At 71.9% G+C, this 26,341-nt stretch carries 27 protein-coding genes; 9 read left to right on the plus strand and 18 right to left on the minus strand.

Annotated elements, in window-relative coordinates; all coding sequences use genetic code 11:
- The first annotated feature begins 15 nt into the window (after nt 1–15).
- A complete protein-coding gene (locus ACTG9Q_RS08895) occupies nt 16–1,566 on the plus strand; it encodes an amino acid ABC transporter ATP-binding/permease protein (RefSeq protein ID WP_455572178.1) in 1,551 nt (516 codons plus the stop codon).
- Nucleotides 1,567–1,668: 102 nt separating this feature from the next.
- On the opposite strand, the gene ACTG9Q_RS08900 is transcribed toward ACTG9Q_RS08895, so the two are convergent.
- A complete protein-coding gene (locus ACTG9Q_RS08900; RefSeq protein WP_455572179.1) occupies nt 1,669–2,577 on the minus strand; it encodes a glucosyl-3-phosphoglycerate synthase in 909 nt (302 codons plus the stop codon).
- Complete coding sequence (gene folP, locus ACTG9Q_RS08905) at nt 2,574–3,389, minus strand: dihydropteroate synthase (protein WP_455572711.1); 816 nt, start codon at nt 3,387–3,389, stop codon at nt 2,574–2,576. Before folP ends, ACTG9Q_RS08900 begins: the two co-directional genes overlap by 4 nt.
- Nucleotides 3,390–3,537: 148 nt before the next feature.
- Between folP and ACTG9Q_RS08910 the strand changes: the two genes are divergently transcribed.
- Nucleotides 3,538–4,212 (plus strand): lysophospholipid acyltransferase family protein, encoded by a 675-nt coding sequence (locus ACTG9Q_RS08910; RefSeq protein ID WP_455572712.1) that lies wholly within the window; start codon nt 3,538–3,540, stop codon nt 4,210–4,212.
- Between the two features lie 57 nt (nt 4,213–4,269).
- Here ACTG9Q_RS08910 and ACTG9Q_RS08915 read toward each other — a convergent pair whose 3' ends face one another.
- From ACTG9Q_RS08915 to dapE, 3 genes are read right to left on the minus strand one after another with little or no spacing between them, the layout of a single operon-like run.
- On the minus strand, nt 4,270–4,815 hold the full coding sequence (locus ACTG9Q_RS08915; protein ID WP_455572180.1) for an LOG family protein: 546 nt from the start codon (nt 4,813–4,815) through the stop codon (nt 4,270–4,272).
- On the minus strand, nt 4,797–5,573 hold the full coding sequence (locus tag ACTG9Q_RS08920; RefSeq protein WP_455572181.1) for an LOG family protein: 777 nt from the start codon (nt 5,571–5,573) through the stop codon (nt 4,797–4,799). Before ACTG9Q_RS08920 ends, ACTG9Q_RS08915 begins: the two co-directional genes overlap by 19 nt.
- A gap of 35 nt (nt 5,574–5,608) precedes the next feature.
- Nucleotides 5,609–6,670 (minus strand): succinyl-diaminopimelate desuccinylase, encoded by a 1,062-nt coding sequence (gene dapE / locus ACTG9Q_RS08925; protein ID WP_455572182.1) that lies wholly within the window; start codon nt 6,668–6,670, stop codon nt 5,609–5,611.
- 27 nt (nt 6,671–6,697) lie between these two features.
- On the opposite strand from dapE, the gene dapD reads away from it, so the two are divergent.
- The 5 genes from dapD to ACTG9Q_RS08950 all read left to right on the plus strand — a co-directional run bounded on the left by dapD (nt 6,698) and on the right by ACTG9Q_RS08950 (nt 12,095).
- Nucleotides 6,698–7,639: a 2,3,4,5-tetrahydropyridine-2,6-dicarboxylate N-succinyltransferase gene (gene dapD, locus ACTG9Q_RS08930; RefSeq protein WP_455572183.1), complete on the plus strand. Its 942-nt coding sequence runs from the start codon at nt 6,698–6,700 to the stop codon at nt 7,637–7,639.
- A gap of 15 nt (nt 7,640–7,654) precedes the next feature.
- Nucleotides 7,655–8,560 (plus strand): CHAD domain-containing protein, encoded by a 906-nt coding sequence (locus ACTG9Q_RS08935; protein ID WP_455572184.1) that lies wholly within the window; start codon nt 7,655–7,657, stop codon nt 8,558–8,560.
- 94 nt (nt 8,561–8,654) lie between these two features.
- Nucleotides 8,655–9,485: a HalD/BesD family halogenase gene (locus ACTG9Q_RS08940; RefSeq protein WP_455572185.1), complete on the plus strand. Its 831-nt coding sequence runs from the start codon at nt 8,655–8,657 to the stop codon at nt 9,483–9,485.
- 4 nt (nt 9,486–9,489) lie between these two features.
- Entirely contained in the window at nt 9,490–10,314 is an 825-nt protein-coding gene (locus ACTG9Q_RS08945; protein ID WP_455572186.1) for a class I SAM-dependent methyltransferase, read from the plus strand.
- A 5-nt stretch (nt 10,315–10,319) separates the two neighbouring features.
- Nucleotides 10,320–12,095 (plus strand): choline/carnitine O-acyltransferase, encoded by a 1,776-nt coding sequence (locus ACTG9Q_RS08950; protein WP_455572713.1) that lies wholly within the window; start codon nt 10,320–10,322, stop codon nt 12,093–12,095.
- 16 nt (nt 12,096–12,111) lie between these two features.
- On the opposite strand, the gene ACTG9Q_RS08955 is transcribed toward ACTG9Q_RS08950, so the two are convergent.
- Nucleotides 12,112–12,291 (minus strand): DUF397 domain-containing protein, encoded by a 180-nt coding sequence (locus ACTG9Q_RS08955; RefSeq protein ID WP_455572187.1) that lies wholly within the window; start codon nt 12,289–12,291, stop codon nt 12,112–12,114.
- Nucleotides 12,292–12,312: 21 nt separating this feature from the next.
- Nucleotides 12,313–13,167 (minus strand): helix-turn-helix domain-containing protein, encoded by an 855-nt coding sequence (locus tag ACTG9Q_RS08960; RefSeq protein ID WP_455572188.1) that lies wholly within the window; start codon nt 13,165–13,167, stop codon nt 12,313–12,315.
- A 247-nt stretch (nt 13,168–13,414) separates the two neighbouring features.
- Between ACTG9Q_RS08960 and ACTG9Q_RS08965 the strand changes: the two genes are divergently transcribed.
- The gene (locus tag ACTG9Q_RS08965; protein ID WP_455572189.1) at nt 13,415–13,645 is read left to right on the plus strand and encodes a hypothetical protein; all 231 of its coding nucleotides are present in this window, start codon (nt 13,415–13,417) and stop codon (nt 13,643–13,645) included.
- 19 nt (nt 13,646–13,664) lie between these two features.
- On the opposite strand, the gene dapC is transcribed toward ACTG9Q_RS08965, so the two are convergent.
- Both dapC and fdxA read right to left on the minus strand, forming a co-directional pair.
- Nucleotides 13,665–14,750, minus strand: a complete 1,086-nt coding sequence (gene dapC, locus ACTG9Q_RS08970; RefSeq protein ID WP_455572190.1) for a succinyldiaminopimelate transaminase — start codon at nt 14,748–14,750, stop codon at nt 13,665–13,667.
- Nucleotides 14,747–15,073, minus strand: a complete 327-nt coding sequence (gene fdxA / locus ACTG9Q_RS08975) for a ferredoxin (RefSeq protein ID WP_455572191.1) — start codon at nt 15,071–15,073, stop codon at nt 14,747–14,749. The genes dapC and fdxA overlap by 4 nt, the downstream gene beginning before the upstream one ends.
- A gap of 151 nt (nt 15,074–15,224) precedes the next feature.
- On the opposite strand from fdxA, the gene ACTG9Q_RS08980 reads away from it, so the two are divergent.
- Nucleotides 15,225–15,926, plus strand: coding sequence for a GNAT family N-acetyltransferase (locus ACTG9Q_RS08980; RefSeq protein WP_455572192.1), 702 nt, complete (start codon nt 15,225–15,227; stop codon nt 15,924–15,926).
- On the opposite strand, the gene ACTG9Q_RS08985 is transcribed toward ACTG9Q_RS08980, so the two are convergent.
- From ACTG9Q_RS08985 to ACTG9Q_RS09025, 9 genes are all read right to left on the minus strand, one after another.
- Nucleotides 15,908–16,735: a hypothetical protein gene (locus ACTG9Q_RS08985; RefSeq protein ID WP_455572193.1), complete on the minus strand. Its 828-nt coding sequence runs from the start codon at nt 16,733–16,735 to the stop codon at nt 15,908–15,910. The two genes, ACTG9Q_RS08980 and ACTG9Q_RS08985, sit on opposite strands and share 19 nt — an antisense overlap.
- A complete protein-coding gene (locus ACTG9Q_RS08990; protein WP_455572194.1) occupies nt 16,728–17,135 on the minus strand; it encodes a hypothetical protein in 408 nt (135 codons plus the stop codon). The genes ACTG9Q_RS08985 and ACTG9Q_RS08990 overlap by 8 nt, the downstream gene beginning before the upstream one ends.
- Complete coding sequence (mshB, locus tag ACTG9Q_RS08995) at nt 17,132–18,001, minus strand: N-acetyl-1-D-myo-inositol-2-amino-2-deoxy-alpha-D-glucopyranoside deacetylase (RefSeq protein WP_455572195.1); 870 nt, start codon at nt 17,999–18,001, stop codon at nt 17,132–17,134. Before mshB ends, ACTG9Q_RS08990 begins: the two co-directional genes overlap by 4 nt.
- 113 nt (nt 18,002–18,114) lie before the next feature.
- Nucleotides 18,115–19,158 carry an ABC transporter ATP-binding protein gene (locus ACTG9Q_RS09000; RefSeq protein ID WP_455572196.1) on the minus strand — a complete coding sequence of 348 codons (1,044 nt, stop codon included), beginning with the start codon at nt 19,156–19,158 and terminating at the stop codon, nt 18,115–18,117.
- Complete coding sequence (locus tag ACTG9Q_RS09005) at nt 19,155–20,309, minus strand: ABC transporter ATP-binding protein (RefSeq protein ID WP_455572197.1); 1,155 nt, start codon at nt 20,307–20,309, stop codon at nt 19,155–19,157. The genes ACTG9Q_RS09000 and ACTG9Q_RS09005 overlap by 4 nt, the downstream gene beginning before the upstream one ends.
- Nucleotides 20,309–21,247 (minus strand): ABC transporter permease, encoded by a 939-nt coding sequence (locus ACTG9Q_RS09010; RefSeq protein ID WP_455572198.1) that lies wholly within the window; start codon nt 21,245–21,247, stop codon nt 20,309–20,311. Before ACTG9Q_RS09010 ends, ACTG9Q_RS09005 begins: the two co-directional genes overlap by 1 nt.
- Entirely contained in the window at nt 21,240–22,238 is a 999-nt protein-coding gene (locus ACTG9Q_RS09015; RefSeq protein WP_455572199.1) for an ABC transporter permease, read from the minus strand. Before ACTG9Q_RS09015 ends, ACTG9Q_RS09010 begins: the two co-directional genes overlap by 8 nt.
- 166 nt (nt 22,239–22,404) lie before the next feature.
- Complete coding sequence (locus tag ACTG9Q_RS09020) at nt 22,405–24,204, minus strand: ABC transporter family substrate-binding protein (RefSeq protein ID WP_455572200.1); 1,800 nt, start codon at nt 24,202–24,204, stop codon at nt 22,405–22,407.
- Nucleotides 24,205–24,556: 352 nt separating this feature from the next.
- Nucleotides 24,557–26,263: an ABC transporter family substrate-binding protein gene (locus ACTG9Q_RS09025; RefSeq protein WP_455572201.1), complete on the minus strand. Its 1,707-nt coding sequence runs from the start codon at nt 26,261–26,263 to the stop codon at nt 24,557–24,559.
- Nucleotides 26,264–26,341 lie beyond the last annotated feature (78 nt).

A 26,341-nucleotide genomic window follows, 5' to 3' on the forward strand; every position in this document is an offset into this window, starting at 1 on the left:
GCACGGGGGCGTCCGGTGAAACCCCTGGTTCTCGCCGCAGCCGCAGCCGCCGCCGCCGCCACGGCCGCCGAGTTGGCGGGTGTCGGCCTGATGGCGACGGCGGGCTGGCTGCTGCTGCGCGCCGCCGAGCACCCGCCGCTGGGGGCGCTGGCGGTGGCGATCGTCCTCGTTCGCACGCTGGCCCTGGGGCGCGGTGTGCTGCGGTACGCCGAACGCCTCGCCGGGCATCGGGCCGTGCTCGACTACCTGGCCGAGCTGCGCGGACGCCTCTACGACGCCTTGGCCGCCGGCACCAGCGCCCTCTCCCACGGCGACGCCCTGTCCCGGCTGATGTCCGATGTGGACGCGGTGCAGGACGCCGTTCTCCGGTGCGCGCTGCCGTGGATCACCGCGTTGCTGGTCGGTGCCACCGCGACCGGCGCGGTGCTGCTGGTCGACCCGAGAGCGGGCCTGGTTGTCGCGGGCGGGCTCGCCGTGGTCGCCGTCCTCGCCCACCTCACGACCCGACGCCGCGACCCCGGCCCGACCCTGCGCGCCCGGCTGGCCGAGCAGGCCACCGACCTGATCGGCGGGGCCCACGACCTGGCCGTCTTCGGCGCCACCGCCGAGTTCCGGGACCGCGCCGCCGCCACCTCGGCCCGGATCGCCGCCGTCGACCGCTCCCCCGACGGCGGCACGGCCGTTCCGGTGATCGGCGCCGCCACCGCGCTGACCGCGGGCCTGCTGACCAGCCACCAGGGCCTGCCGACGATGGCCGCGGTGGTCCTCGGCCTGCTCGCGGTGTTCGAGGTGGCCACCCCCACCGTGACCGCCGCCCGCCGCTGGCCCCAGGCCCGCGCCGCCCTGGCCCGGCTGCGCGAGCTGACCACCGCCGAACCCGACAGCCCCGCGACCACCGGCGACCGCGTCACCCTCCGCTCCGCCACCGTCGCCTACCCCGGCCGCCCCAACGCCCTGTCCGATGTGGACTTCGACCTGCCACCCGGCCGCAAGGTGGGCGTGGTCGGGCCCAGCGGGTCGGGCAAGAGCACCCTGCTGGCCCTCATCGCGGGCACCCGCGCCCCCACGGCCGGAACCGCCATCGCCGCCCACCCCGACCGGGTGCGCGGCACCTTCGCCACCGACCACGTCTTCACCGCCACCCTGCGTGACAACGTCCTGCTCGGCACCGGCGCCACCCCGGTGGACCTGCTCGGCCTCCCCTGGAGCACCGAGGTGGACGACACCAGCCTCTCCGGCGGCCAGCGCGCCCGCCTGCTCCTGGCCCGCGCCCTCACCGCCCGCCCCGACGTCCTCCTCCTGGACGAGCCGGCCGAGGGCCTGGACCCCACCGCAGCCGACGCCCTGCTGGCCGACGTCCTCACCTACCCGGGCGCGGTCGTGATCGCCACCCACCGCCTCGCCGCCCTCCCCGCCGCCGACGAGATCGTCGTCCTGGAAGCGGGCCGCGTGACCCAGCAAGGCCCCCACAGCACCCTGGTGGCCCAACCCGGCTACTACCGCGACCGCTGGCTGGCCGAACGCGCGCTGGACGAACTCCAGTCACCAGCGGGCAACCCCACGTAATCGGAGTCCCAGCGGAGGGGCGCGCATGAAGGCTTGGCTGGTTCGCTCCGGCCTGCGGGCAAACGGGAGCAGTGGGCGCTCGCCGAGGAAGCCGGCTGAACCTCACAGCTTGCGCGCCAGGACCTCGCGCATCGGGGGGCGGTCGGAGACGGGGACGGTGACGGTGTCCGGGAGCCACTGGCCCGCGACCTGGACGAACTGGGTGAGGGTGTCGGACTCGACGGGGACGCCGCAGCGGGTGAAGACGGTGCCGAGGATCTGGCGGGCCATGATGCCCAGCTGGAGCAGGGAGCGGTTGCGGTGCTTGCGGACGCCCAGGTTGACCTGGGCGATGCCGTCGACCCCGTGCCGGGTGTGGGCGTCGAGCAGCAGGCCGATCTCCACGCCGTAGCCGCCCGCGAACGGGACCGACTCCAGGAACGCGCGGGTGGCCGCGTACTCCCCGCCCAGGGGCTGGATGACGCCGGAGAGCTCCGGGCGCAGGGCGGCCAGGACCGGGCGGGCGAGCAGTTCGGTGACGCGGCCGCCGCCGGTGCCGTGGTCGGTGGTCTCCACGCGCAGGGGGCGGCGGTAGAAGCCCTTCACCAGGTGCACGCCGGAGGCCACCAGCAGGGGGCCGAGCAGGGTCGGGACGAACGCCGGGTCCGGGTCGACCAGGTCGGAGTCCAGGAACACGAGCAGGTCGCCGGTGGTCGCGGCCAGGGAGCGCCACAGGACCTCGCCCTTGCCGGGCAGGCACGGCAGGTCGGGCAGGACGTCCTCGCGGCGGACCACGCGCGCGCCCGCGGCGACGGCGACTTCGACGGTCCGGTCGACGGAGCCGGAGTCGAGGACCACCAGCTCGTCGACCAGGGTGCCCAGCAGGGGCCGTACGGAGGCCACCACGGCGGCCACCGTGGCCTCCTCGTCCAGCGCGGGCAGCACGACGCTCACCGTGCGGGCGCCCTTGGCCAGCACCAGCTGCGACACCGTCCACTCCGGACTCTGCCAGGTCGCGCGCAGCATCGTCATGCCAGCGCCCGCACAGCCCGCGCGGGCGGGCGCGTCCCGGCGATGCCCGCCACCATGTCCACCACGTGCCGCGTCCGGCGGACCTCGTGCGCGCGGAACACCCGGGCGCCGGTCCACGCCGCGACCGCCGTCGCCGCGAGGGTCCCGTCGACCCGATCGCCCACCTCGACGCCGAGGGTCTCGCCGATGAAGTCCTTGTTGGACACCGCCATGAGCACCGGCCACCCCGTGCCGACCAGCTCGTCCAGCCTGCGCAGCAGGGCCAGCCCGTGCCAGGTGTTCTTCCCGAAGTCGTGCGTCGGGTCGATCAGCACGCCCGCGCGCGGCACCCCGATGGCCACCATCCGCTCCGCGCGCCCGACCAGCTCGGCCACCACCTCGGCGACCACGTCGTCGTAGCGCACCCGGTGCGGGTCCGTCCGCGGCGCCGCGCCGCCGGTGTGCGAGCAGACGATGCCCACGCCGTGCTCGGCGGCCACCTCGGCCAGCCGCGGGTCGACGCCCGCCCACGTGTCGTTGATCAGGTCCGCCCCCGCCGCGCACACCTCGGCGCCCACCTCGTGCCGCCAGGTGTCGACGCTGATCACCACGTCCGGGTGCCGCTCGCGCACCGCGGCGACCAGCGGCACCACCCGGCGGGCCTCCTCGGCGGCGTCGACGGTCTCCCCGTGCGACCCGGCCCGCACCCCGCCGATGTCGACGATGTCGGCGCCCTCGGCGACCGCCCGGTCGACGGCGGCGAGCGCGGCGGAGGCGGCGAAGGTCGCGCCGTTGTCGTAGAAGGAGTCCCGGGTGCGGTTGACGATCGCCATGACGAGGGCGCGGGCCTGGGGGACCTCGCGCCCACCGAACCGGAGGACAGTCACGACTGCCGATGGTAGGACGTGAGGCAGGTCTCCTCGGACTCGGTGGCCGCCCCGGGGGGCAACTACAGTTGGGGTGGACCTAGGAGGACTCGCCGTGTTCTACCGCGCCCTGCGTGTCACGCTCTCGTCCCTGGCGAGGCTGATCCTGCGTCCGGTGGTCACCGGCGCGGAGCTGGTGCCCGCCAAGGGGCCGGTGATCCTGGCCATCAACCACCTCTCGGTGATGGACAGCTTCATCGTGCCGATGATGCTGCCCCGGCGGGTGTTCTTCCTGGCCAAGGCCGAGTACTTCCAGGGCGGCTCGCCGCGCAAGCGCATGGTCGGCACCCTGTTCAGCGCCCTGGGCGCCATCCCGGTCGACCGCGACAACAGCCGCGCCGCCCTGGCCTCCCTCGACGTGGCGGGCGAGGTCCTCACCCGCGGCGACGCCTTCGCCATCCACCCCGAGGGCACCCGCTCCCTGGACGGCAAGCTGCACCGCGGCCGGACCGGCGTGGCCCAGCTGGCCCTGGAGCACCGGGTCCCGGTCGTCCCGGTCGGCCTGGTCGGCACCGATAAAATGCTGCCCGCGGGCGCGAAGTTCCCGCGCCGCGCCCGCGTCGAGGTCCGCTTCGGCGAGCCCATCCACTTCGACCGCTACGAGGGCCTGGCCAACTCCCTGCCGATCCGCCGCGCGGTGACCGACGAGATCATGTACGCGATCATGGAGCTGTCCGGCCAGGAGTACGTCGACTCCTACCACAAGCGCTCCAACGACCCGGCGGCCTGAACGCGGGGCGCCTAACACAGAGCCGCTTAACACAGGGCCGATTAAACACAGGACCGCCTAAACGCAGGCGTCCAGCGCCTCCTCGACGGTCCTGGTCACGGCCAGCGCGTCCAGGGCGCCCTGGCTGGTGAACCCGCGGCCCGCCAGGTTCTGGGTCCACTCCAGCAGCCCGGCCCAGTGGTCGTCCGGGTCGAGCAGGACCACCGGCTTGGTGTGCATCCCCAGGTAGCGCGAGGTCCACACCTCGAACAGCTCCTCGCAGGTGCCCAGTCCGCCGGGCAGCGCGATGAAGGCGTCGGCGCGCTCGTCCATCAGCCGCTTGCGCTCGCGCATGGTGTCCACGACCAGCAGCTCGTCGGCCTCGGGGTCGGCCTTCTCCAGGGCGACCAGGCCCTGCGGGATGACCCCGACGGTCTTCGCCCCGCCGCGGCGCGCGGCGCGGGCGAGCGCGCCCATCATCGCCGCCGAGGACCCGCCCCACACCAGCGACCAGCCGCGCGCCGCCAGGCCCGCGCCCACGGCGTCGGCGAGGTCGAGGTACGCGCGGGGCACGTTGTCATTGGAGCCGCAGTAGACGCACAGGGTCAGTGGGTGTCGATCCATGCCTGGTAAGCCTCCTCGACCACGCGGACCGCGTCGTCGACGTCGTCGGTCAGGTGCAGCAGGGCGAGGTCCTTCTCGCCGATCTTCCCGGCCGCGTGCACGGAGTCGCGCAGCCACGCGTGCAGCCCGCCCCAGTACTCCGTGCCGAAGAGCACGACCGGGAACTTGGTGACCTTCTTCGTCTGCACCAGGGTCAGCGCCTCGAACAGCTCGTCCAGGGTGCCGAAGCCGCCGGGCAGGCAGATGAAGGCCTGGGAGTACTTGATGAACATCGTCTTGCGGGTGAAGAAGTAGCGGAAGTTGACGCCCAGGTCGACCCACGGGTTGAGCCCCTGCTCGAAGGGCAGCTCGATGCCCAGCCCGATGGAGAGCCCACCGGCCTCCGACGCGCCCCGGTTGACCGCCTCCATGGTCCCCGGCCCGCCGCCGGTGATGGTGGCGTACCCGGCCCCGGCCAGCGCCGAGCCGATCTTGCGCCCGAGCCCGTACTCCGGGTCCTCCCTGCTGGTCCTCGCCGAGCCGAAGACGGTCACCGCGCGCGGCACCTCGGCCAGGGCGCCGAAGCCCTCGACGAACTCGGCCTGGATGCGCAGGACCCGCCACGGGTCGGTGTGCACCCAGTCGCTCGGCCCGCGGGAGTCGAGCAGCCGCTGGTCGGTCGTCGTGGTGGCTTCGTCACTGCGCTCGCGGCGGAGGGTGACGGGGCCGCGCTGCTTCTCCCGAGGGTGCTCGTCGGCCTGAGTGGGTTCGCTGGTCACCCGCGCGAGTGTAGGCCGCGGCCCCCATCGGCGATCTACGTCGACACGAAGCGGTGCAGTACCTCCGCACAACGGCGGATGTCGGACTCCGCGACGTTCTCCTGCTGGGTGTGGGCCAGGGTGGGGTCGCCGGGGCCGAAGTTGACCGCCGGGATGCCCAGCGCGGCGAAGCGGGAGACGTCGGTCCAGCCCAGCTTGGCCACCGGGGTCCCGCCCGCGGCCTCGACCAGGCCGCGCGCGGCGGGCGTGGAGAGGCCCGGCAGGGCGGCGGCGGCGCTGTCGGTCACCGTGACGTCGCCGAAGAGCTCCCGCAGGTGCGCCTCGGCCTGCGCCGGGGACTTGTCCGGCGCGAACCGGTGGTTGACCACCAGCACGGCCTCGTCCGGCACCACGTTCCCGGCCACCCCGCCGGACACCCCGACCGCCTGCAGGCCCTCCCGGTACCGGCACCCGTCGATGTCCACCGACCGCGACTCGTACGCCGCCAGCGTCCGCAGCGCGGGCTCCAAGGCGTGGATGGCGTTCTCCCCCATCCACCCCCTGGCCGTGTGCGCCCGCACGCCCGTGGTCCGGACCTCGATCTTCATGGTCCCCTGGCAGCCTGCCTCGACCACCGCGTTGGACGGCTCGCACACCACCGCGAGGTCCCCGTCCATCCACTCGCGCAGCTCCCGCTCGACGCGCCCCAGCCCGTTGCTGGCGAAGTCGATCTCCTCGCAGTCGTAGAAGATGAACGTCATGTCCCGCACCGGCTCGAGCACGGTCGCCGCCAAGTGCAGCATCACCGCGACGCCGCCCTTCATGTCCACGGTGCCCAGCCCGTGCAGCACCCCCGGGGTACGCCGCAGCGGCAGGTTCTTGTTCAGCGGGACGGTGTCCAGGTGCCCGGCGAACACCACCCGCGACGGGCGGCCCAGCGTGGTCCTGGCCAGCACGGTGTTCCCCGACCGGAGCACCTCCAGGTGCGGGGCCTGGGTGCGCAGCGCGCGCTCCACGGCGTCGGCGAGCACCAGTTCGTCCCGGGACACGCTCGGCACGTCCACCAGGGCCGCGGTCAGCTCGACAGGGTCAGCGGTGATATCCAGCGCAACGGTCACGACCGGCCACGCTATACGGTGTGGCACGTGAGCAGTGCAGACACCAGGGGCGCCAGCGGCGTCGGACTGGCCACCGTGACCGCCGACGGGACCGTGCTCGACGTGTGGTTCCCCGAGCCCGAACTCGGCCCCCAGGCAGGCGCGGGCACCACGTCGGCGGCGGGTTTCGCCGACCAGGTCGGCCCGGACAAGGCCCGCGAGGTCGAGGTCGTCGCCGTGCACACGGCCATCGCCGACCTGTCCGCCCCCCCGACCGACGCCTACGACGTCTACCTGCGCCTGCACCTGCTGTCCGCGCGCCTGGTCGCCCCGCACGGGCTGAACCTCGACGGCGTGTTCGGCCTGCTCAACAACGTCGTGTGGACCAACCACGGCCCGTGCGCCGTGGAGGGCTTCGAGGCGACCCGGCTGCGGCTGCGCGCGCGCGGCCCGGTCACGGTGTACCAGGTCGACAAGTTCCCCCGGATGGTCGACTACGTGCTGCCCTCCGGCGTGCGCATCGCCGACGCCGACCGGGTCCGCCTCGGCGCGCACCTGGCGCCCGGCACGACCGTCATGCACGAGGGCTTCGTCAACTTCAACGCGGGCACCCTGGGCGCGTCGATGGTCGAGGGCCGGATCTCCGCGGGCGTGGTGGTCGGCGACGGCTCCGACGTGGGCGGCGGCGCCTCGATCATGGGCACGCTCTCCGGCGGCGGCAAGCAGACCATCGCCGTCGGCAGGCGGTGCCTGATCGGCGCGAACGCCGGGGTCGGCATCTCCCTGGGCGATGACTGCGTGGTCGAGGCGGGCCTGTACGTCACCGCGGGCACCAAGGTCACCTTGCCCGACGGCACGGCGGTCAAGGCGCGCGAGCTGTCCGGGCAGGACGGCCTGCTGTTCATCCGCGACTCCACGACCGGCGCCGTCCTGGTCCGTCCCCGTACCGGTGGCGGCGTCGCGCTCAACGCGGCATTGCACGCGAACTGACCTTACTCTGGTCGGATGAGTGCTCTCACCGATCTGGGCCTCCCCGAGGACCCGCCTGAGGTGCGCCGCGGCGACCCGCCCACCGCCCACGTCCGGGCCCGTCTCGACGAGCAGGTGCGGGCGCTGGTGCACCACGCCGAGGGCGCGCGGGCGGGCAAGGACCCCGAGCACGTGCACCAGATGCGGGTGGCGGTCCGCCGGGCGCGCTCGGTGCTCAAGACCGTGCACACCCACGAGCCCCTGCAGGCCGAGCTGAAGTGGCTCGGCGACGCGCTGGGCGACGTCCGCGACGCCGACGTGCTGCTGGCGCACCTGCGCGAGCTGGCCGCGGACTTCCCCGACGACGAGCGCGCCGCCGTCGAGCAACTGCTGAGCAGCCTGGAGAAGCAGCGCCGGGGCGCGCGCAGGCACATGCTGGCCGCGCTGCGCAGCACCCGCTTCCGGGGTCTGCTCACGTCGCTGGCCGAGGCCGCCCTGGTCGCCGAGCCCGCGATGCCCAAGACCAACGGCGCGCCGCCGATGGTGGCCGTCATCCGCAAGCCGCACCGCAAACTGGTCAAGACCGCCGACGACCTGGCCGACGATCCGCCGGACGACGACCTGCACGCCCTGCGCATCCGCGGAAAGCGCTTGCGCTACGCCGCGGAGATGGCCGCGCCCGCCGCGAAGAAGAAGGTCAAGGCGCTGGTCAGCGCGACCAAGACGTTCCAGGACATCCTCGGCGACCACCAGGACGCCGTCGTCGCCGAGGAGCGCATCCGGGCCATGCTCGACGCCATGGGCGAGGGCATCGAGGTCGACGTCGTGCTCGTCGCCGGGCGGCTGATCGAGCGCGAGCGCGCCCGCAAGGCCGAGTGCCGGGCGCACTGGCGCGAGGCCGTCGCCGAGGTCGACGAGAAGGCCAGGCACGTCTTGGCCTAGATCGTGGACCCGGTCACATATTACCGATGAGTAATGTGGTGGCCACGGTCGGTGTGCTACCCCTTCTCCAAGGCACCCGATCGGAGGGGACGCGATGAGCGCGCCAGTGGTCGAGCAGGTCGTCGACACGGACCGGTACCCCTTGGACGGCCCGGACGTGATCGCCCGGGTCCGCGCGGAGCTGGCCGAGGCCGGGTGCTGCGTGCTGCCGGACTTCATCCGCCCCGAGCTGCGCGAGACGCTGCGCGCCGAGGGCGCCGCCATCGCCCCGGCCGCGCACTACGACGTGGAAACCGTCAACGCCTACAACATCCCCATCGACAGCGACCTCCCCGACGGCCACCCCGCCCGCACGACCATGGCCCGCGGCAACGCGTTCGTGCCGTGGGACCGGATTCCGGCCACCGCCGTCATCAACCGGCTCTACACCAGCGCCGAGTTCCGGCGGTTCGTCGCCGACTGCGTCGGGCTGTCCGAAGTGCACGAACTCGGCGACCCGCTGGCGGGCCTGTGCCTGAACGTCGTGCGGCCCGGCATGTCGCACCCGTGGCACTTCGACACCAACGAGTTCACCGTCAGCATGCTCACCCAGGAAGCCGAGTCCGGCGGTGTCTTCGAGTACTGCCCCGGCATCCGCTCCGCCGAGGCGGAGAACTTCCCCGCGGTCAAGGCCGTCCTCGACGGTGACGACCGGCTGGTCCGGCGGCTGGCGCTGCGGCCGGGCGACCTGCAGCTGTTCACGGGCCGCTACTCGCTGCACCGGGTCACCGAGGTCGGCGGCGACCGCCAGCGCCACTCGGCGATCTTCGCCTACAGCGAGCGCCCTGGCGTGGTCGGCAGCCCGGAGCGCACCCGGCAGCTGTTCGGCCGGGTCCTGCCCGTCCACGAGCGGCGGTCGGCGCGCGGCGACGAGCTGCTGGACTGACGCCGTGGAACTGGACGCCACCGGCAAGGTCTCCCTCGACCACATCTACACCGCGCCCGACCCGCGCGCGTACTTCTCCACCCTGCGCGGCCTCGGCTACCGCATCCCCCAGCTGGCCAGGCCCCACTTCGCCGAGCTGATCAGGCAGCTGGGCCCGCGCCCGGCCCGCGTGCTCGACATCGGCTGCTCGTACGGCATCAACGCCGCCCTGCTGCGCTGCGACACCACCATGGACGAGCTGTACGAGCGCTACCAGGCCGACGACCGCCCCCGCGAGGCGCTGCTCGCCGAGGACCGCGCGATGGTCCGCGCCCGGAGCGACCCGGGCACGTGGTTCGCGGGCCTGGACGCCTCCGCCCCCGCCCTGGACTACGCCGTCGACGCGGGATTCCTCGACGCCGCCGTGCACGCCGACCTGGAGGCCGACGACCCGACCCCGTCGCAGCGCGCGGTGTTCGACGCGATCGACCTGGTCATCTCCACCGGCTGCGTCGGCTACGTCACCGAGGCGACGCTGGCCCGCGTCGCGGGCGACCGCACGCCGTGGATGGCCCACTTCGTGCTGCGGATGTTCCCCTTCGACTCCATCGCCGAGCGGCTCGACGGGCTGGGCTACGACACCGTCGTCGTCGACCGGCTGTTCCCGCAGCGCCGGTTCGCCTCCCCCGGCGAGCGCGAGCAGGTGCTCGACACCCTCGCCGACGTCGGCGTCGACCCGGCCGGGCGGGAAACCGACGGCTGGCTGTACGCCCGGTTGCACATCTCCCGGCCCCGCGCGAAGGTCCACCACGATCGCCCCCGCCCCCTCGAACGTCAAGGATTCCCGTGAACAGCATGGATTGGTCGACGCGCACCTTCGGCAACGAGGACCGCCTGCCCAGGGTGCCGCTGCCGACGCTGGAGGAGTCCTGCGCCCGGTTCGTCGAGTGGTGCTCGCCGCTGCTGACCGCCGAGGAGCTGGCCGCCACCGAGGCCGCCGTCGCGGCGTTCCTGCGCCCGGACAGCCAGGCCAGGGTGCTGCACGCGGAGCTGGAGAAGTTCGACGCGCGGGAGGGGGTGCGCAGCTGGCTCGACCTGTTCTGGCCGTCGCGCTACCTCGGGCGCCGCGACCGGATCGCGCTCAACGCCAACTTCTTCTTCCTGTTCGAGGACGCCGAGCGCGGGCAGGTGGAGCGCGCGGTCGACCTGGTCGCCGCCGCGGTGGACTACAAGCTGGCGCTGGACACCGAGTCGGTGCCGCCGGTGCTGCTGCGCGGGGCGCCGCAGTCGATGGAGCAGCAGAAGTACCTGTTCTCCACCACCCGAATCCCCGGCGCCGTCCAGGACACCGTGCGCGCCCCGTACGGCCAGGAGTGGCCCGGCCCGTCACCCGCCCGGCACATCGCGGTGTTCTTCCGCGGCGCGGTGCACTCCCTCGACGTCTTGGGCGAGGACGGCCTGCCGTACCCCGCCGACGCCCTCGCCGACGCGCTGCGGGCCATCCTCGCCGACGGCGGGCGCCCAGCCTCCCCCGTGGGGCACCTGACGACGAAGGCGCGCGCGGAGTGGGCCGCGAGCCGGGCGGCGTTGCGCGCGCTGCCGGGCAACGCGGAGTCCCTGGACGCGGTGGAGACCGCGCTGTTCTGCCTGTGCCTGGAGGACTTCGCCCCCGCCGACACGCTCCAGGCGTGCGACCAGCTGCTGCACGGCGACAGCGGCAACCGCTGGTTCGACAAGGCCGTGTCGCTGATCGTCTTCGCCGACGGCCGCGCGGGCATCAACGTCGAGCACTGCGGCCTCGACGGCACCACGATCCTGGCCTTCACCGACGCCCTGCTGCGCCCGACCGTCCCCCGCTCGACGGCGTTCGCCACCGGCACGCCCGCGGTGGCCCCGGTCGAGTTCAGCGTCGACGAGGCCCTGCGCGCCGACATCGCCGAGGCGGCCGGCTCCTTCGCCGCCTACGCCGCCGACACCGCGACGACCACGGTCACCTTCCCGGACTTCGGCTCGGCGGCGATCAAGCGCCTGGGCATGTCCCCCGACGCGTTCGTGCAGATGGCGTACCAGTTGGCGCACAAGCGGTCCAAGGGCCTCACCGGCGCCACCTACGAGTCGATCGCCACCCGCCAGTTCCAGAACGGCCGCACCGAGGCCATGCGCGTCGTCACCCCGCAGGTCCTGGACTTCGTCGCCGCCATGGACGACCCCACCGCCAACGCGGAGGCCCGCCGAGCCGCCTTCCACACCGCCGCGACGGCCCACGTCACCCGCGCCCGCGAGTGCCAGGCAGGCCAGGCGCCCGAACAGCACCTGTGGGAACTCCAGTGGGTCCAGCGCCGCCGGGGCGAGGACCTGGGCGCGACGGAACCGCAGGCGCTCTACGACTCCCCCGGCTGGCTGGTCATGCGCGATGACTTCCTGAGCACGTCATCGGCCCCGTCCACCACCATCCAGTACTTCGGCTTCGGCTCGACCAGCCGCCAGTGCATCGGCGTCGCCTACGTCCTGCTCCCGGACCGCTTCAACGTCTACCTGAGCACCCCGGCCCCAGTCGCCCACGAGATGACCAAGTTCGCCGACCACCTGAAGGACGCCGTGGCCGAACTCGGGGGTTTGCTGGCCGAGTAGCGGCCACGGCGGCGTCTCAGAGGGTGTGGGTGAAGGTGTCCCAGGTCGAGGCGGGGAAGGTGAGGACCGGGCCCGCTTCGGCCTGCTTGGAGTCGCGGACGCCCACGAGGCCGGGGGTTCGGGCGGCCTCGACGCACTGGGTGTTGGCTTCGCTGCGGCTGCTCTTGCGCCACGCGGTGAAGGGGAGAGAGGGCATGGGGGCGTCCTTCCGGTCGGCTCAGCCGAACTGCTCGGCCACCGTCCCGATCAACTTCCTGGAGTCGGCGGGGCCCAGCGCGGCGGCCTGGAGTCGGCTCCACAAGTTTACGTACCCGGCCACCCCGTTCTTGTCGTCCAAGTAGCGGGCGTCGTCGTAGCTCTCCACGTACACGAACTCCAGGGGCGAGGCGCTGCCGGGAGCGGGGATCTGCAACATCGTGAACCGGTGGGAGAGCTTCCCGCTGTAGCTCTCGGCGTTGAAGGGCAGGACCTGGATCTGCACGTGGCGCTTGCGGCTGAGCTTCTGCAGGTGGGTCAGCTGCTCCCGCATCACCGCCGGTCCGCCGATCATCCGGCGCAGGCAGGACTCGGACAGGATGAACTCCAGGTCGGGCTGGTTCTCGCGGTCGAAGACGGACTGCCGCTCCTTCCTGGCCAGCACCCCGCGCTCGACGTCGTCGGGGTCGAGGTCGGCGACCGCGTGGATGGTGCGCATGTAGTCCTCGGTCTGGAGCAGGCCGGGGATGATCTCGACCTCGGTCGACCGGATGCGCTCGGCGTCGCGTTCGAGGTCGACGTAGGTGCGGAACCACTCCGGGAAGACCTCGCGCTCGCCTGCCCACCGGCCGCGCTCGCGGCCGTTGCGGGCCATCGCGTGCAGGGCTTCGTGGCGTTCTTCGGGCACTCCGTAGAAGCGCAGGAGCAAGGTCAGGTCCGACTTGGACAGCGCGTTGTGTCCCAGTTCCATCCGGCTGATCTTCGAGGTGCGGTTGCCGATCTCCTCGGCGGCCTGCTGAGGCGTCTTGCCCGCCTGCTCGCGGGCCCGGCGGAGTTCGTGGCCGAGCAGGAGTCGGCAGACGGTCTGAGTGGGCATGCCCCGACGCTACGACGATCGGGGCGGCGTGAACATCACCCGATCAGGCAATATCCCCGTAGGATTTCATGTTCTAACGTGATCTCAGAACGGAAGCCATTGACTTGGGGTTGTCGACCACCACGCCCCCTGCCCGACCGGTCCGGCGGCTCACGCTCGGCTGTCCGCCCCACGGCTGAGCGCGCCCGCGTCCTCCCACAGGCGGGCGTGCCGCCGGACCGGTCCCGGTACCCGATCGGAGCCCACCATGATCCTCGCCGACTTGGCCCAAGACACGGTGGGCATCCTGCTTTTCGTGCTGTGGCTGCTGATCCCGCCCGCCTACGTCGTCATCCTCGGCCGCCGCTACGTCGACCGCTGCCGCGACGAGATCAAGCACACCCGGCACTACCTCGAAGAACTCCGCGACGACGTGGAGACCGCGCTGGACGACTCCACTGTGGAGATCCCCCGCGAGGGACGCCACCACCTGCGGTGAGCCTCAGGCGGTCGTCAGCTCAGGCGGTCGTCAGCCTCAGCACCGCCGCCGCCACGCGCTCGTCCGACGCCGTCAGGGCGACGCGGACGTGCCGGTTTCCGGTCGGCCCGTAGAAGACCCCCGGCGCGACGAGGATGCCCAGCTCCGCCAGCCACGCCACGGTGTCCCAGGCGTCCTCACCACGGGTGGCCCACAGGTACAGGCCCGCCTCGGAGTGGTCGATCGTGAAGCCCGCCTCCAGCAGCGCCTCGCGCAGCGCCGAGCGGCGGCGGCCGAAGCGGGCGCGCTGGGCCTCGACGTGGGCGTCGTCGGCCAGCGCCGCGGTCATGGCCGCCTGGACCGGGCCGGGGACGATCATCCCGGCGTGCTTGCGGACCTCCAGCAGGCGCGCGACCAGCGCCGGGTCACCGGCGACCAGCCCGGCGCGGTAGCCCGCCATGCTCGACGTCTTCGACAGCGAGTGCACCGCGAGCAGACCGCTCACGTCCCCGCCGCAGACCGACGGGTGCAGGATCGAGACCGGCTCGGACTCCCAGCCCAGCGACAGGTAGCACTCGTCGGAGGCCACCACCGTCCCGCGCTCGCGGGCCCAGTCGACCATCTTGCGCAGGTGCGCGGTGGGCAGCACCCGGCCGGTCGGGTTGCCCGGGGAGTTCAGCCACAGCAGCGACGGCGCCGAGGGCCCCAGCGCGACCGTGCTGTCCGACCGGACGCACGACGCCCCCGCCAGCAGCGCCCCGACCTCGTAGGTCGGGTACGCCAGCGGCGGGATCACCACCGACGTGGCCCCCAGCAGCCTCGGCAGCCAGGCCACCAGCTCCTTCGACCCGATCGTCGGCAGCACCGCCGCCGGGTCGAGGCCGGGCACGCCGAAGCGCCGGGCCATGGCGTCGGCGAACGCCGCGCGCAGGGCGGGCGTGCCGTGGGTGGTGGGGTAGCCGGGCACGTCCGAGACCGACGCCAGGGCCTGCCTGACGACGGCGGGCACCGGGTCGACCGGGGTGCCCATCGACAGGTCGACCACGCCGTCGGGATGCGAGCGCGCCCGCGCGGCGTGGTCGGCCAGTGCGTCCCAGGGGAAGTCCGGGAGTTGGACCCTGGTCACTCGTTGTGGGTGCGGGGTTCCAGGGCCTTGATCCAGTCGGGGTCGGCGGAGACCTTGCCGGTCTTCGACGCCCCGCCCGGGGAGCCCAGGTCGTCGAAGAAGTCCACGTTGGCCTTGGTGTAGGCCGTCCACTGGTCCGGCACGTCGTCTTCGTAGTAGATGGCCTCGACCGGGCAGACCGGCTCGCACGCACCGCAGTCCACGCACTCGTCGGGGTGGATGTAGAGCATCCGGTCCCCTTCGTAGATGCAGTCGACGGGGCACTCCTCGATGCAGGCCTTGTCGAGCAAATCGACGCAGGGCTCGGCGATCACGTACGTCACTGCGGTCTCCTGCTCCTTCAATCTTCGACGCGCGCAGGCGTCCTTCTGCGCGCCAGGCGTCAGTATCTCCTGCCCCCCACTGTGGCACGCACCAGGTGCCATGTTGCTCACATTGCAGGAGTCACTGGCCACATCCGGCAAGACTGGACACGTGCACGCCACCCCGACCCTCGAAGCGGTATGCGCCGAGGCGTGGCCCCCCGTAGTCCAGCGCCGCCTGGGCGAATGGCGGTTGCGCGCCGCGGGCGGCTACACCGGACGCGCCAACAGCGCCCTCGCCCTGGGCGATCCCGGCGTGCCCGTCCGGACCGCCCTGGACACCGTCACCGCGTTCTCCCGCGAGCACGGCATCCGCCCCTACCTGCAGGTCGTCACCGGCGCCGGGGTCGAGGCCGACCTCAAGGAGCACGGCTGGTCGGTCGCGGACCACGCCAAGGGCGCCGAGACCTACGTGATGGCAGGGCCCGCGAACCCCGTCGAGGGAGACGTCCGCGAGACCCCGCCGCCGGGCTGGCTGGAGTGCGCCGTCGGCGGCCCGGTCACCAGGGCCCAGGAACACGTCCTCACCAGCGGACGCCGCGTCGGATTCGCCACCGCCTGGGACGACGGGGCCATCGCGGGCGTCGCGCGGGGCTGCGTGGTCGGGGAGTACCTGCACATCGCCGTGGTCGAGGTCAGCGAGCAGTACCGCCGCCGCGGCCACGGGACCGCCCTGCTCGCCGCCCTGGACCACTGGGCGGGCACGCCCCACCGCGTGCTCCAGGTGGCCACGCACAACGACACCGCGGTCCGCCTCTACCGCCGCCAGGGCCTCGCCGAGGCGCACACCTACCGCTACTGGACCGGGTGCTGATCCATCCACTTGCGGCCCTTCTTGACCGCCCGCTTGATCGCCGAGCGCTCCCCCAGGTAGTCGCCCACGGCCCCGACGACGGGCAGCATCCCGAGCGCCTGGTGGTAGAAGCGGCCCTGGGGGCGGTTGTCCAGCACCTCGCTCAGCTCCCACAGCGTGCGGCCGAAGCGCCACAGCGTCCGGGCCGCGGCCTTCACCGTGACCCGGCCGTGCTTGTCGGAGCTCGCGGTCAGCTCCTGGGTGAGCTGGGCGGTGGCCGCGTCCTCCTCGGCCTTGTCCGCGGCCTGGCCCGCGGCCAGGGCCGGGTCGACGTCGCGGTCGAACAGCACGTAGGCGATGACCCTGACCCGGTCGGCGGTCGAGGTGTGCCCGTGCTCGGCGGCCACCGCGGAGAGCACCAGGCCCTGCGACGCGGAGGCCAGCGTGGTCTGGATCGGCAGCCGGTCGGCCAGCGCGCCGCCGACGCCCGGGATCGAGGCGATCAGCACGGTGAACCGGCCGACCCGGTTGAGCCACCAGCGCTCGCGCTCGGCCGGGGTCATCCCCGCCCACGCCTCGGTGCCGGGGACCTTCACGTGCTCAAGCCCGTCGCGCAGGCGCTCGCGGACGGACTTGTCGACCTTGGCCAGCTCGGCGTCGTCCTCAACATCGGCAGGGACATCGGCAGGTACATCGGCTGGGGCTGGCAGGGCCTTGCGGATCAGGAAGAACGGGTTGGAGTCGCGCAGCGCGTCCAGCATCGGCGCGGTGGCCCGCACGAACGGCCGCAGCACCGAGACGATGTGCTTGTCGGTGATGTACTCAGCCACGCTGTGCCTCCTTCGATCGGGCGATCGCGGCCTTGGCCATCACGTCGCCGATGCGGAAAGCCGCCGGGAACGCGCCCGCGGCCAGCATGAGCAGCATCCGCCAGTCGGAGAGGACGATCCGGTCGCCGCCGGGGCCGATGAGCACGAACAGCAGCAGCGTCCCCAGCCACACCCACAGCGGCCCGCCCGCCACCGAGGCCCGCTGCCCCACCCGGCCCGCCTCGCCGACGAGCCACCACATGGTGACCCCGGCGATCAGCGCCGAGATGGGGAACGGCTGCCCGCCCAGGTTCGGCAGCAGCGTCCCGTCGAAGCGCAGCGGCAGGAAGAACAGCTCGAACACCGCGAGCACGGCGCTGACGGCCAGCAGGCCGCCCAAATAGCCGCGCTCGCCGCTCACCGGTCCGCGCCCGCGTGCTCGACCGGGGCCAGCCCGCCGAACAGGTCGCTGCCCACCGGGCCGGCGCCGCCCGCCAGCACGTAGAACTCGCTGTCGAGCACCGGCTGGGCGATGCCGTTGGACAGCGCGTAGCTGTGGGTGCCGTCGGCGCCCTGCCACACGCCGACCTGGGTGGCGTGGGCGCGCAGCGCGCGCAGCTTGGCGGGCAGGTGGTCGCCGATGGCCACGGTCGTGGTGATCTCGCTGTCGGCCACCACCGGGAGCTCGGAGACCCCGGGCAGCCGGTACGGCAGGTCCTCGACGGTGGCCAGCGCGGCCAGCCCGTCGGCCACGGCCCGCTCGGAGACCACCGCGTGGTAGAGGCGCTGCACGTCCGGGCACCGCGCCACCGCGGCGGCGGTGACGTCGTGCGCCCGGATGTGGTCGGGGTGGCCGTAGCCGCCGTCCGGGCCGTAGGTGATCACGACCTGTGGCTTCACATCAGCCAGGATGGCCACCAGCGCGGCGGTCTGCTCGACGAGGTCACCGGCGACGAAGGCGCGCGGGTGGCCGTTGGCGGGCGTGTCGGCCATGCCGGAGTCCCGCCAGCGGCCCATGCCGCCGAGGTAGCGGTGGTCGGAGACGCCGAGGGCGGCGCAGGCGGCGCGCAGTTCCGCCACCCGGTACCCGCCGAGCTGGTCGGCGGCGTGCGCGCCGAGCTGGGCCAGCGACTCGGGGATGATCTCGCCCTCCTCGCCGAGGGTGCAGGTGACCAGGGTCACCTGGACACCCGCGGCGGCGTAGCGGGCGATCGTCCCGCCGGTCCACAGGCTCTCGTCGTCCGGGTGGGCGTGGACGAGCAGCAGTCGTGGTGGGGCTGTCAGCATCGGGTTCAGCCTATGCACAGTAAGGCGATGCCGGCGCGTGGGCCCTTGGCAGAACCCACGCGCCGGCATCGGCGGTCCACGGAGAAGTGGATCATCTCCGGACTCGAACCCTACTACGGCAGGACCTGCTTCTCCTCCGCGAAGTGGCACGCCGACAGGGTGGCGCCGTGGCGCACCAGCGGCGGCTCCTCGACCGCGCAGATGTCCTGCGCCTTCCAGCAGCGCGTCCGGAACCGGCAGCCTGACGGCGGGTTGGCCGGGCTCGGCACGTCGCCGGTCAGCACGATGCGCTGCCGCTGCCGCTCCAGCTTCGGGTCGGGCACCGGCACCGCGGACAGCAGGGCCTGGGTGTACGGGTGCGTCGGGCGCGCGTAGATGTCCTCGCGGTCGCCGGTCTCGACGATCTTGCCCAGGTACATCACCGCGACCCGCTGGGAGATGTGCCGGACGACCGAGAGGTCGTGCGCGACGAACAGGTACGCCAGGCCCAGCCGCTCCTGCAGCTCCTCGAGCAGGTTGACCACACCGGCCTGCACCGAGACGTCGAGCGCGGAGACCGGCTCGTCGAGCACGATCAGCTTCGGGTCCAGCGCGAGCGCGCGGGCGATGCCGATGCGCTGGCGCTGGCCGCCGGAGAACTCGTGCGGGTAGCGGTTGCGGTGCTCGGGGTTGAGGCCGACGAGCTCCAGCAGCTGGTCGACCCGCTGCTGGATCGCGCGGTCGTTCTTGCCCACCTTGTGGATGCGCAGCGGCTCGGCGACGACGTCGTTGACCTGCCAGCGCGGGTCCAGCGACGCGTACGGGTCCTGGAACACGATCTGCATGTCCCGGCGCAGCGGGCGGAGCTGGCTCGCGCTGAGCGTGGTCAGCTCCCGGCCCTCGAACTTCACCGAGCCCGAGGTGGGCTTGTGCAGCTGCAGGATCGCCCGACCGGTGGTGGACTTGCCGCAGCCGGACTCCCCGACCAGACCCAGCGTCTCGCCCTTCTTCAGGGTGAGGTTGATGCCCGCCACGGCCTGGACCTGGGCCACGGTGCGCGGGATGATCCCGCCGCCGCGGACCGGGAAGGTCTTGACCAGGTCGGTGACCTCCAGCAGGGGCGCCGACCCCGCCTCGGGCGCCGCGTGCCTGCCCGGCTGGGTGTGGGTCTCGGTCATGAGCTGTGGCCTTCCTGGTGCAGCCGCTGCCCCAGAGCGCCGACCTCATCGGAAACGTGGTAGTCCGGGTTGGCGACGAGCAGCGCGGCTGGGTCTTCCACGGTGCCGATCTCGTCGTGCTCGAAGAGCCGCTCCGGGGCGGGCAGCGAGGCCAGGTGCTGCCAGCGGTGGCAGCGGGTCTCGTGGCCCGGGGAGTCGGCCGGGACCAGCGGCGGCTCGGACTGCTTGCACTCGTCGATCACCAGCGGGCAGCGCGGCGAGAACGAGCAGCCGTGCGGCAGGTTGATCAGCGAGGGCGGGGCGCCGAGGATCGGGGTGAGCTTCTTGCCCAGCGCCGCCGGGTTGGGCAGCGAGCCGAGCAGGCCCACGGCGTAGGGCATCCGCGGCTTGTCGAAGACCTCGTCGACCGGGCCGGACTCCACGACCGTGCCCGCGTACATGACCTGCACGCGGTCGACCATGCCCGCCACGACGCCCAGGTCGTGGGTGATCATGACGATGGCCGCGTCCGTCTCGTCGCGGATGCGCAGCAGCGTCTCCAGGATCTGGGCCTGGACGGTGACGTCGAGCGCGGTGGTCGGCTCGTCGGCGATGATGACGTCCGGGTCGTTGATGATCGACATGGCGATCACCACGCGCTGGCGCATGCCGCCGGAGAACTCGTGCGGGTACTGGTGGGCCCGCTTCACCGGCTCCGGGATGCCGACCAGTTCCAGGGCCTCGACGGCCTTGGCCCAGGCGACCTTCTTCGACACGTCGTGGTGGGCCTTGTAGGCCTCCGCGAGCTGCCACCCGATGGTGAAAACCGGGTTGAGCGAGGTCATCGGGTCCTGGAAGATCATGGCGATGCCGTTGTTCCGGATCGCCTGCATCTGCTTGTACGGCAGCCCGACCAGCTCGCGGTCGCGGAACTTGATCGACCCGGTGACCTTGGCGGTGCTGGGCAGCAGGCCGAGCACCGCCATGGAGGAGACCGACTTGCCGGAGCCGGACTCGCCGACGATGCCCAGCACCTCGCGCGGGCGCAGCTGGTAGGACACGTTGCGCACCGCGCGGACGTGGCCGTCGTCGGTGGGGAAGCTGACCGAGAGGTCGTCGACGGCGAGCACCGAGTCCGTCATCACGCGCTCGTTGGGGACAACTGAGGTCATCAGGCACGCACCTTCGTCTGCCTCGGGTCGAACGCGTCGCGCAGCCCGTCGCCGATGAAGTTCACCGCGAGGGAGAGCGCCACGATGATCACGAACGGCCCCCAGAACAGCCAGGGCCGCGCGGTGATCTGCGGGTAGTTCTCGCTGATGATCAAACCGAGCGAGGTGTCCGGGATCTGCACGCCCAGGCCGATGAAGGACAGCGCGGCCTCGGAGAGCACCGCCAGGGCGATGGCCAGGGTGGCGTTCACCGTGATGCTGCCGACCATGTTCGGCACGAGGTGGCGGAAGATCACCCAGCGGGTGTTGCCGCCGGAGGCGATCGCCGCCTCGATGAACTCCCGCTGGGACAGCGAGAGCGTCTCGCCGCGGGTGATGCGGGCGATGGACATCCAGCCGAACGCGGCGAGCACCAGGGCGACCACGTACCAGGTGCCGTCGAAGGCCCGGACCAGGATCGCCGCGACGGCGATCGACGGGATGATCAGCAGCAGGTCGATGAACCGGCTGATCGCGGTGTCGACGAACCCGCGCAGGTAGCCCGCGAGCGCGCCGAGCAGCACGCCGATGAAGGTGGCCAGCAGGGCCACGGTCAGCGCGATCTGCACCGAGAGCCGGGTGCCGCGCATGAGCTGGGCGAGCTGGTCCTTGCCGATCTGGTTGGTGCCGAGCGGGTGCTCCGCGCTGGGCGGCTCGTAGCGCCCACCGGTCGCGTCCTCGACGGAGATGGTCCAGAACAGCGGGCCGAGCAGGCCGAAGGCCACGATCAGCAGGAACACGACGAGGCTGCCGACGGCCAGCTTGTGCTGGAAGAACCGCTTGCGGATCAGCGTGCTCTGCTTGCGCGCCTTGGTGGCGTCGAACTCGCTGACCCCGCCGGACGCCGGGCCTGTCCCGCTGTCCGCGGCCGAGACGGTGATCAATGGGTCGCTAGGCAAGGCGAATCCTCGGGTCGAGGACGCCGTACATGATGTCGGCGACCAGGTTGAAGATGATGACGAGGGTCGCGGTGACCATGAGCCACCCCATGAGCATGTAGGGGTCGAACTGGCGCACGGAGCTGACCAACAGGTAGCCCATGCCGCGCCAGGCGAACACGGTCTCGGTCACGATCGCGCCGGTGAAGACCACCGCGAAGTTGATCGAGAACAGCGTGGTCACCGGGATCATCGCGTTGCGGAAGGCGTGCCGCAGGATGACCCGGCGCTGGGAGAGCCCCTTGGCCTTGGCGGTGCGCACGTAGTCCGAGTGCAGCGTCTCCAGCATCGAGGCGCGCTGGAAGCGGCTGTAGGCGGCGAAGCTGATCGCGGCCAGGGTCAGCGTGGGCAGCGTGTACAGGCTCGTGTACTCGTACACGGCCTCGGTGAAGCTGCCCCCGCTACTGGTCTCGCCGGGGCTGACCGTGCTCAGCCAGCGGTCGAGGCCCATGCTCTCCAGCACGTTGTTGAACTGGATGCCGTAGGTCTTGAGGATCACGGCGACGCAGAACACCGGCATCGAGAACATGAGGAACGCCGCCGACGTGGCGACGTAGTCGAAGATCGAGTACTGCTTCACGGCGGCGAGCACGCCGACGGTCACGCCGAGCAGGATCGCCAGGACCTCGGCGCCGAGGACCAGCCGAGTGGTGATCCACAGCGAGCGCATGACCGAGTCGAAGACGTCGACGCTGGCCTGGCCGAGGGCGATGCTCTCGCCCCAGTCGCCCCGGATGAAGTCGAGCAGCCAGTTCCAGTAGCGCACGATGATCGGCTGGTCGAGGCCAAGGCTGATCTCCAGGGCGCGGACCTGCTCCTCGGTGACGCCCGGGCGCTGCCGGAACTCGCCGAGCGGGTTGCCCGCCGCGGCGACCATCAAGAACGCGAGGAAGCTGCCGATCACCAGGATCGGTATCGAAATCAGTAACCGTCGAATGATGTAGCGAATCACGAGAACTCCTCGGTGGGGCCCCAGGCGACCGGTAGGTGCGCTCCAGCGTCCTGACGTGACCCAGTGTGCGCCGGCTCAAGTCAGTGCCCAAGCGGAAGGGGCCGGACTGTACCGCCCGGCCCCTTCACGCTCGTCGACCTTCAGCCGCCAAGTGCGGCGTTTGCGACTAAGAGACCTTCACCCACTCGTTGGCGTTCCACAGGGTGCCGTAGTAGGACTGGAAGTACACCTTGTCCAGGCCCTTGAACGCGAACATCCGCGGCAGCTGGTACAGCGGCAGGGAGTAGTTGTCCTCGGCCATCAGCTTGTCGGCCTTGGCGTAGGCGTCACGCGAGGCGGTCTCGTCCAGGTTGGTCGAACCGTCGATGAAGGCGGCGTCGACCTCCTTGTTGGTGTAGGCCGACCAGTTCTGGCCACCACCGGTGGAGTAGATCGACTTCTGGCTCGACTTGAACGGCGCCGCCGACCACGCGAAGAGCGCGATGTCGTAGTCGCCCTGGCTCACGCGGGTGTCCAGGAAGTTCGGGTCGGTGTCGTCGACCACGTCGATGCCCGCGGGCTTGCAGTGCGACTGGATCAGCTCGACGGTCTGCTTGCGACGCGGGATGTCGGTGTGGGCGATCTTCAGCGAGAGCTTCTCGCCGCCCTTGGCGGCGACGCCGTCGGCGCCGATGGTGAAGCCCGCGCCCTCAAGGGTGGCCTTGGCGGCGTTGGCGTCACCGGTGTAGGCGGCGTAGTTGTCGACGTAGCCTTCCTCGCCCTGGAAGAAGACCAGGCTGCCGAGCGGCTTGGCGTCCTCGAGGACCGGGCGGATCAGCTTCTCGGTCAGCTCGTCGCGGTTCACGCACTGCATGAACGCCTTGCGGACGGCGGCGTCCTTGAGCCACTTGTTCTTGAAGTTGAGGTCAAGGTGCTCGAAGGACAGGCCGTTCGAGGCGCCGAAGGTCACGCCCTGCGCGGAGAGGTTGCGCAGGCGCTCGGCGGCGTTGGCGTCCGGCTGGGCCATGGAGTTCACCATGACCTCGCCGTTCTCCAGCGCCTGGGCCTGGGCGACCTGGTCGGAGATGCCGCGCAGCACGATCTTGGCCGGGCCGCCCTTGGCGCCACCGAAGGCCTCGTTGCGCTCCAGGGTCACCGAGTTGTTCTGCTCGAACGCGGTGATCTTGTACTGGGCCGAAGACGGCATGAGGGCGGCGTCGAAGCCGTTCCACTTGGTCTTCCAGAACTCAGCGACCTTCTTGAGCTCGGCGAGGTCCGAGGTCGGGGTCAGCTTGGTGACGTCGGCGACGCCGGAGCCCTTCTCCAGAACGTGCGCGGGCATCACGTCGAGGGAGATGCCGAACAGGCTCTTGTAGTCGGGGTAGTTCTCGCTGAAGGTCGTGACGACCTCCGTCGGGCTCGGGCACTCGAGCTTCTCGATGATCTCGTAGCCGGTGGTGCCCGCCGCGGTGAAGATGTCGGCGTCCTTCTCCTTGATCTTGCCGGTCTGCGACAGCCACGTGAGGTGGAAGTCGTCGCAGTCCCACGCCTCGCCATCGGACCAGGTCACGCCGGGCTTGATCTTCCAGGTGACGACCTGCGGGTTCTCGCCGGTGATCTCGACGGACTCCATGACGTCCTTGTTGAGCAGGACCTTGTCATTGCCGTCGAGCTTGTAGGCGCCGGACAGCACCATGGTCAGCGCGAACGAGTTGTACGAGTTGTTCGCGTCCGCCGCGGAGTTGTTGTATGCCGTGAACGGGTTGTCGGTGGAGACGGTGATCGTCTCGGTGGACTGCTCGACCTCCGGGGAGGTGTACTCGTCGCCGGACTGGCCCTTGGAGACAGCCATGGCCGCGACGTCGCCGGTCGGCTCCGTGGCGCCGCCACCGTTGCCGCCATTGTCCGTCCCGCCACACGCGCTCAGGACAAGCGACGTTCCGACGACTGCGGCGAAGGCCGACAGTGTGGATTTCTTGATTGACACGTGCCCTCCTAGCACAGGGCCCCGCCCTCGGCCGGTCCGGCCGAACGGTCCCTTACCCATCACGCCCCCAACGACCGTTGGGAGGCGCACTAGCTGCGCACGCTAGGAAGCCGGAGGGCACCTGGTCACCTCTGCCACGGCGATCGTGACCAAAGGGTGACAACCAGGGGCCACCATGCAACGCGTCCGTTACCAGTCGGTACGCTGTGCAGGATGGCGGTGACAGAGCGTGGCGAAGGGTGATCCTGTCCCAGACGCGGCATGGCCACTTCACGCCAAATCGCCCAACCGAGCCGCTTACCGGCCTTTCACCAGCCGTTCGGCGGTACTTGACTGGCTGAACGGCGGGCGGCTAGTCCGGCCTGCGCCACTGGGTCGCATTGGCGAACGGGCCCTGCAGAGGCGGCCCCGCGGTCACTCCCGACACCGTCCGGTGGACGATCAGCTGGTCGGTCTCCTGGTACAGGGGGTAGACCAAAGCCGCTTTCCAGAGGCGTGGTTCGAGGTCCGCGAGGGTGGCGGCGATCGGCTCCGCGCCGGTGAGGGCCGACTGGATGGCCGCGTCGACGTCGGCGTCGCAGTAGCCCAGGGGGTTGGCGGCGACCGGCCGGGCGGCGCCGTCCCCGGGCAGCGCGCTCTGGGTGGTGGGGGTCGGCGTCGTCGTGGTCTCCCCGGTCGTCTCCCGCTCGCAGCCGAAGCGCCCGGCCAGCGTCGTCGCCGGGTCCAGGCCCACGGGCAGCGGGCCGACGAGGAGGTCGACGATGTCCGGACCGGCGGGGGCGGGCAGCATCGCGCTGTAGAGCTCCACCGGGTCCGGCGTCACGATCCGCGACTGGATGTTGGCCACCGACAGCTGCCGCTGCACCTCCCGGGCCAGGTCCAGGTGGTCCGGCCTGCCTGCGGCGATGACGAGGTTCAGCGGGGCGCCACCGCGCGCCCACATCCCCGACTCCTTCGTGTACCCGGCCTCGGTCAGCAGCTTCGCCGCCAGCGCCGGGTTCGGGGCGACCGGCACGTCCCGGGGCCGGGTGGCCGCGTAGGCGGGCGACGACGGCGCCACGACCAGCGAGTCGGCCACCAGCGACCCCGCCTGCCCGCCCCCGGTCCCCGTCTCGACGAGCGCGGCCCGGTTCAGCACCGCCACCACCGCCCGCCGCACGGCCGACTGCCGCATGGCGGCGCTGACCGGCCGCAGGAGCACGGTGGCCACGCCCGCACCCGGCACGGGCGTCGTGGAGACCTCCGCGCCCAGCCCGTCGACCAGCGGCTTGGACTCGGTGTCGACCGGCGTGAGGCCCACCTGGGTGTGCCCGGCCCGCACCGCGCCCACCAGGCCGGGCACGTCGGTGCGGCGCAGGACGACCCGGTCGAGGACCACCGGCTCGGCCCAGTAGCGGTCGTTGCGCTCCAGGACGATCTCGCCGCGGTCGCGGTCGAGCGTGCGCAGGGAGAACGGCCCGCCGCTGGCCGGGAAGCTGTCGCCGAGGGCGCCGTCCCAGCCGCCGGGGCTGTCCTTGAGCAGGTGCGACGGCAGCAGGTCGGCGAACAGCGAGCGCCAGCCGGGGTAGGGCTGGGTGAAGCTCACCTCGACGACCTTCCCGCCATCGCGCGAGGAGATGTTCTCGATCAGGCGGTAGCCCGCGCGGTCGATCGCCCCCGGGGAGTCACGCAGCTGCTCCCACAGGTAGACGAAGTCCTCCGCGGCGATCGGCGCGCTGTCCGACCAGGCCGCCTCCGGGCGGACCCGGTAGCTGACCGTGTACGGCTCGGCCGAGGTGACCTCGGCGGAGACCATCAGGGTGCGGTCGAGGCGGCGGACGCCGTCGGGGCCGGTGCGGAAGGCCGACGGCAGCACCATCCGGGCCAGCGCGGTGGTGATGGTCGACTGGTCGGCGAGCTGGTGCGGGTTGTAGCCGCCCGCGACGCTGTCGACCCCGACGACGATCTCCCCGGGGTCGACCGGGCGGACGGGCTCCGTGCGGGCGAGCTCGGTGGTCACCAGGGGCGGCGGGGGCGCGTTCGTGCAGCCCGCGAGCGCGACCGCGGCCGCGACAGCCACCCAAGCCCGGCGCACGAGACGACCTCCCCTGGTTACCTCCGTCATGCTGCCAGAGACTCGGGACCGCTCACCCACTGG

This window comes from Actinokineospora lacus, assembly GCF_053813445.1.

What these genes read in the sequence shown, in the direction of transcription:
- ACTG9Q_RS09005 (WP_455572197.1), bottom strand. Translation starts at nt 20,309, where the DNA reads ATGACCTCAGTTGTCCCCAACGAGCGCGTGATGACGGACTCGGTGCTC.
- ACTG9Q_RS09000 (WP_455572196.1), bottom strand. Translation starts at nt 19,158, where the DNA reads ATGACCGAGACCCACACCCAGCCGGGCAGGCACGCGGCGCCCGAGGCG.
- ACTG9Q_RS08960 (WP_455572188.1), bottom strand. Translation starts at nt 13,167, where the DNA reads ATGCCCACTCAGACCGTCTGCCGACTCCTGCTCGGCCACGAACTCCGC.
- folP (WP_455572711.1), bottom strand. Translation starts at nt 3,389, where the DNA reads ATGGCGATCGTCAACCGCACCCGGGACTCCTTCTACGACAACGGCGCG.
- ACTG9Q_RS08915 (WP_455572180.1), bottom strand. Translation starts at nt 4,815, where the DNA reads ATGGATCGACACCCACTGACCCTGTGCGTCTACTGCGGCTCCAATGAC.
- mshB (WP_455572195.1), bottom strand. Translation starts at nt 18,001, where the DNA reads ATGCTGACAGCCCCACCACGACTGCTGCTCGTCCACGCCCACCCGGAC.
- ACTG9Q_RS08965 (WP_455572189.1), top strand. Translation starts at nt 13,415, where the DNA reads ATGATCCTCGCCGACTTGGCCCAAGACACGGTGGGCATCCTGCTTTTC.
- ACTG9Q_RS08955 (WP_455572187.1), bottom strand. Translation starts at nt 12,291, where the DNA reads ATGCCCTCTCTCCCCTTCACCGCGTGGCGCAAGAGCAGCCGCAGCGAA.
- ACTG9Q_RS08900 (WP_455572179.1), bottom strand. Translation starts at nt 2,577, where the DNA reads ATGACGATGCTGCGCGCGACCTGGCAGAGTCCGGAGTGGACGGTGTCG.
- ACTG9Q_RS08940 (WP_455572185.1), top strand. Translation starts at nt 8,655, where the DNA reads ATGAGCGCGCCAGTGGTCGAGCAGGTCGTCGACACGGACCGGTACCCC.
- ACTG9Q_RS08950 (WP_455572713.1), top strand. Translation starts at nt 10,320, where the DNA reads ATGGATTGGTCGACGCGCACCTTCGGCAACGAGGACCGCCTGCCCAGG.
- ACTG9Q_RS08935 (WP_455572184.1), top strand. Translation starts at nt 7,655, where the DNA reads ATGAGTGCTCTCACCGATCTGGGCCTCCCCGAGGACCCGCCTGAGGTG.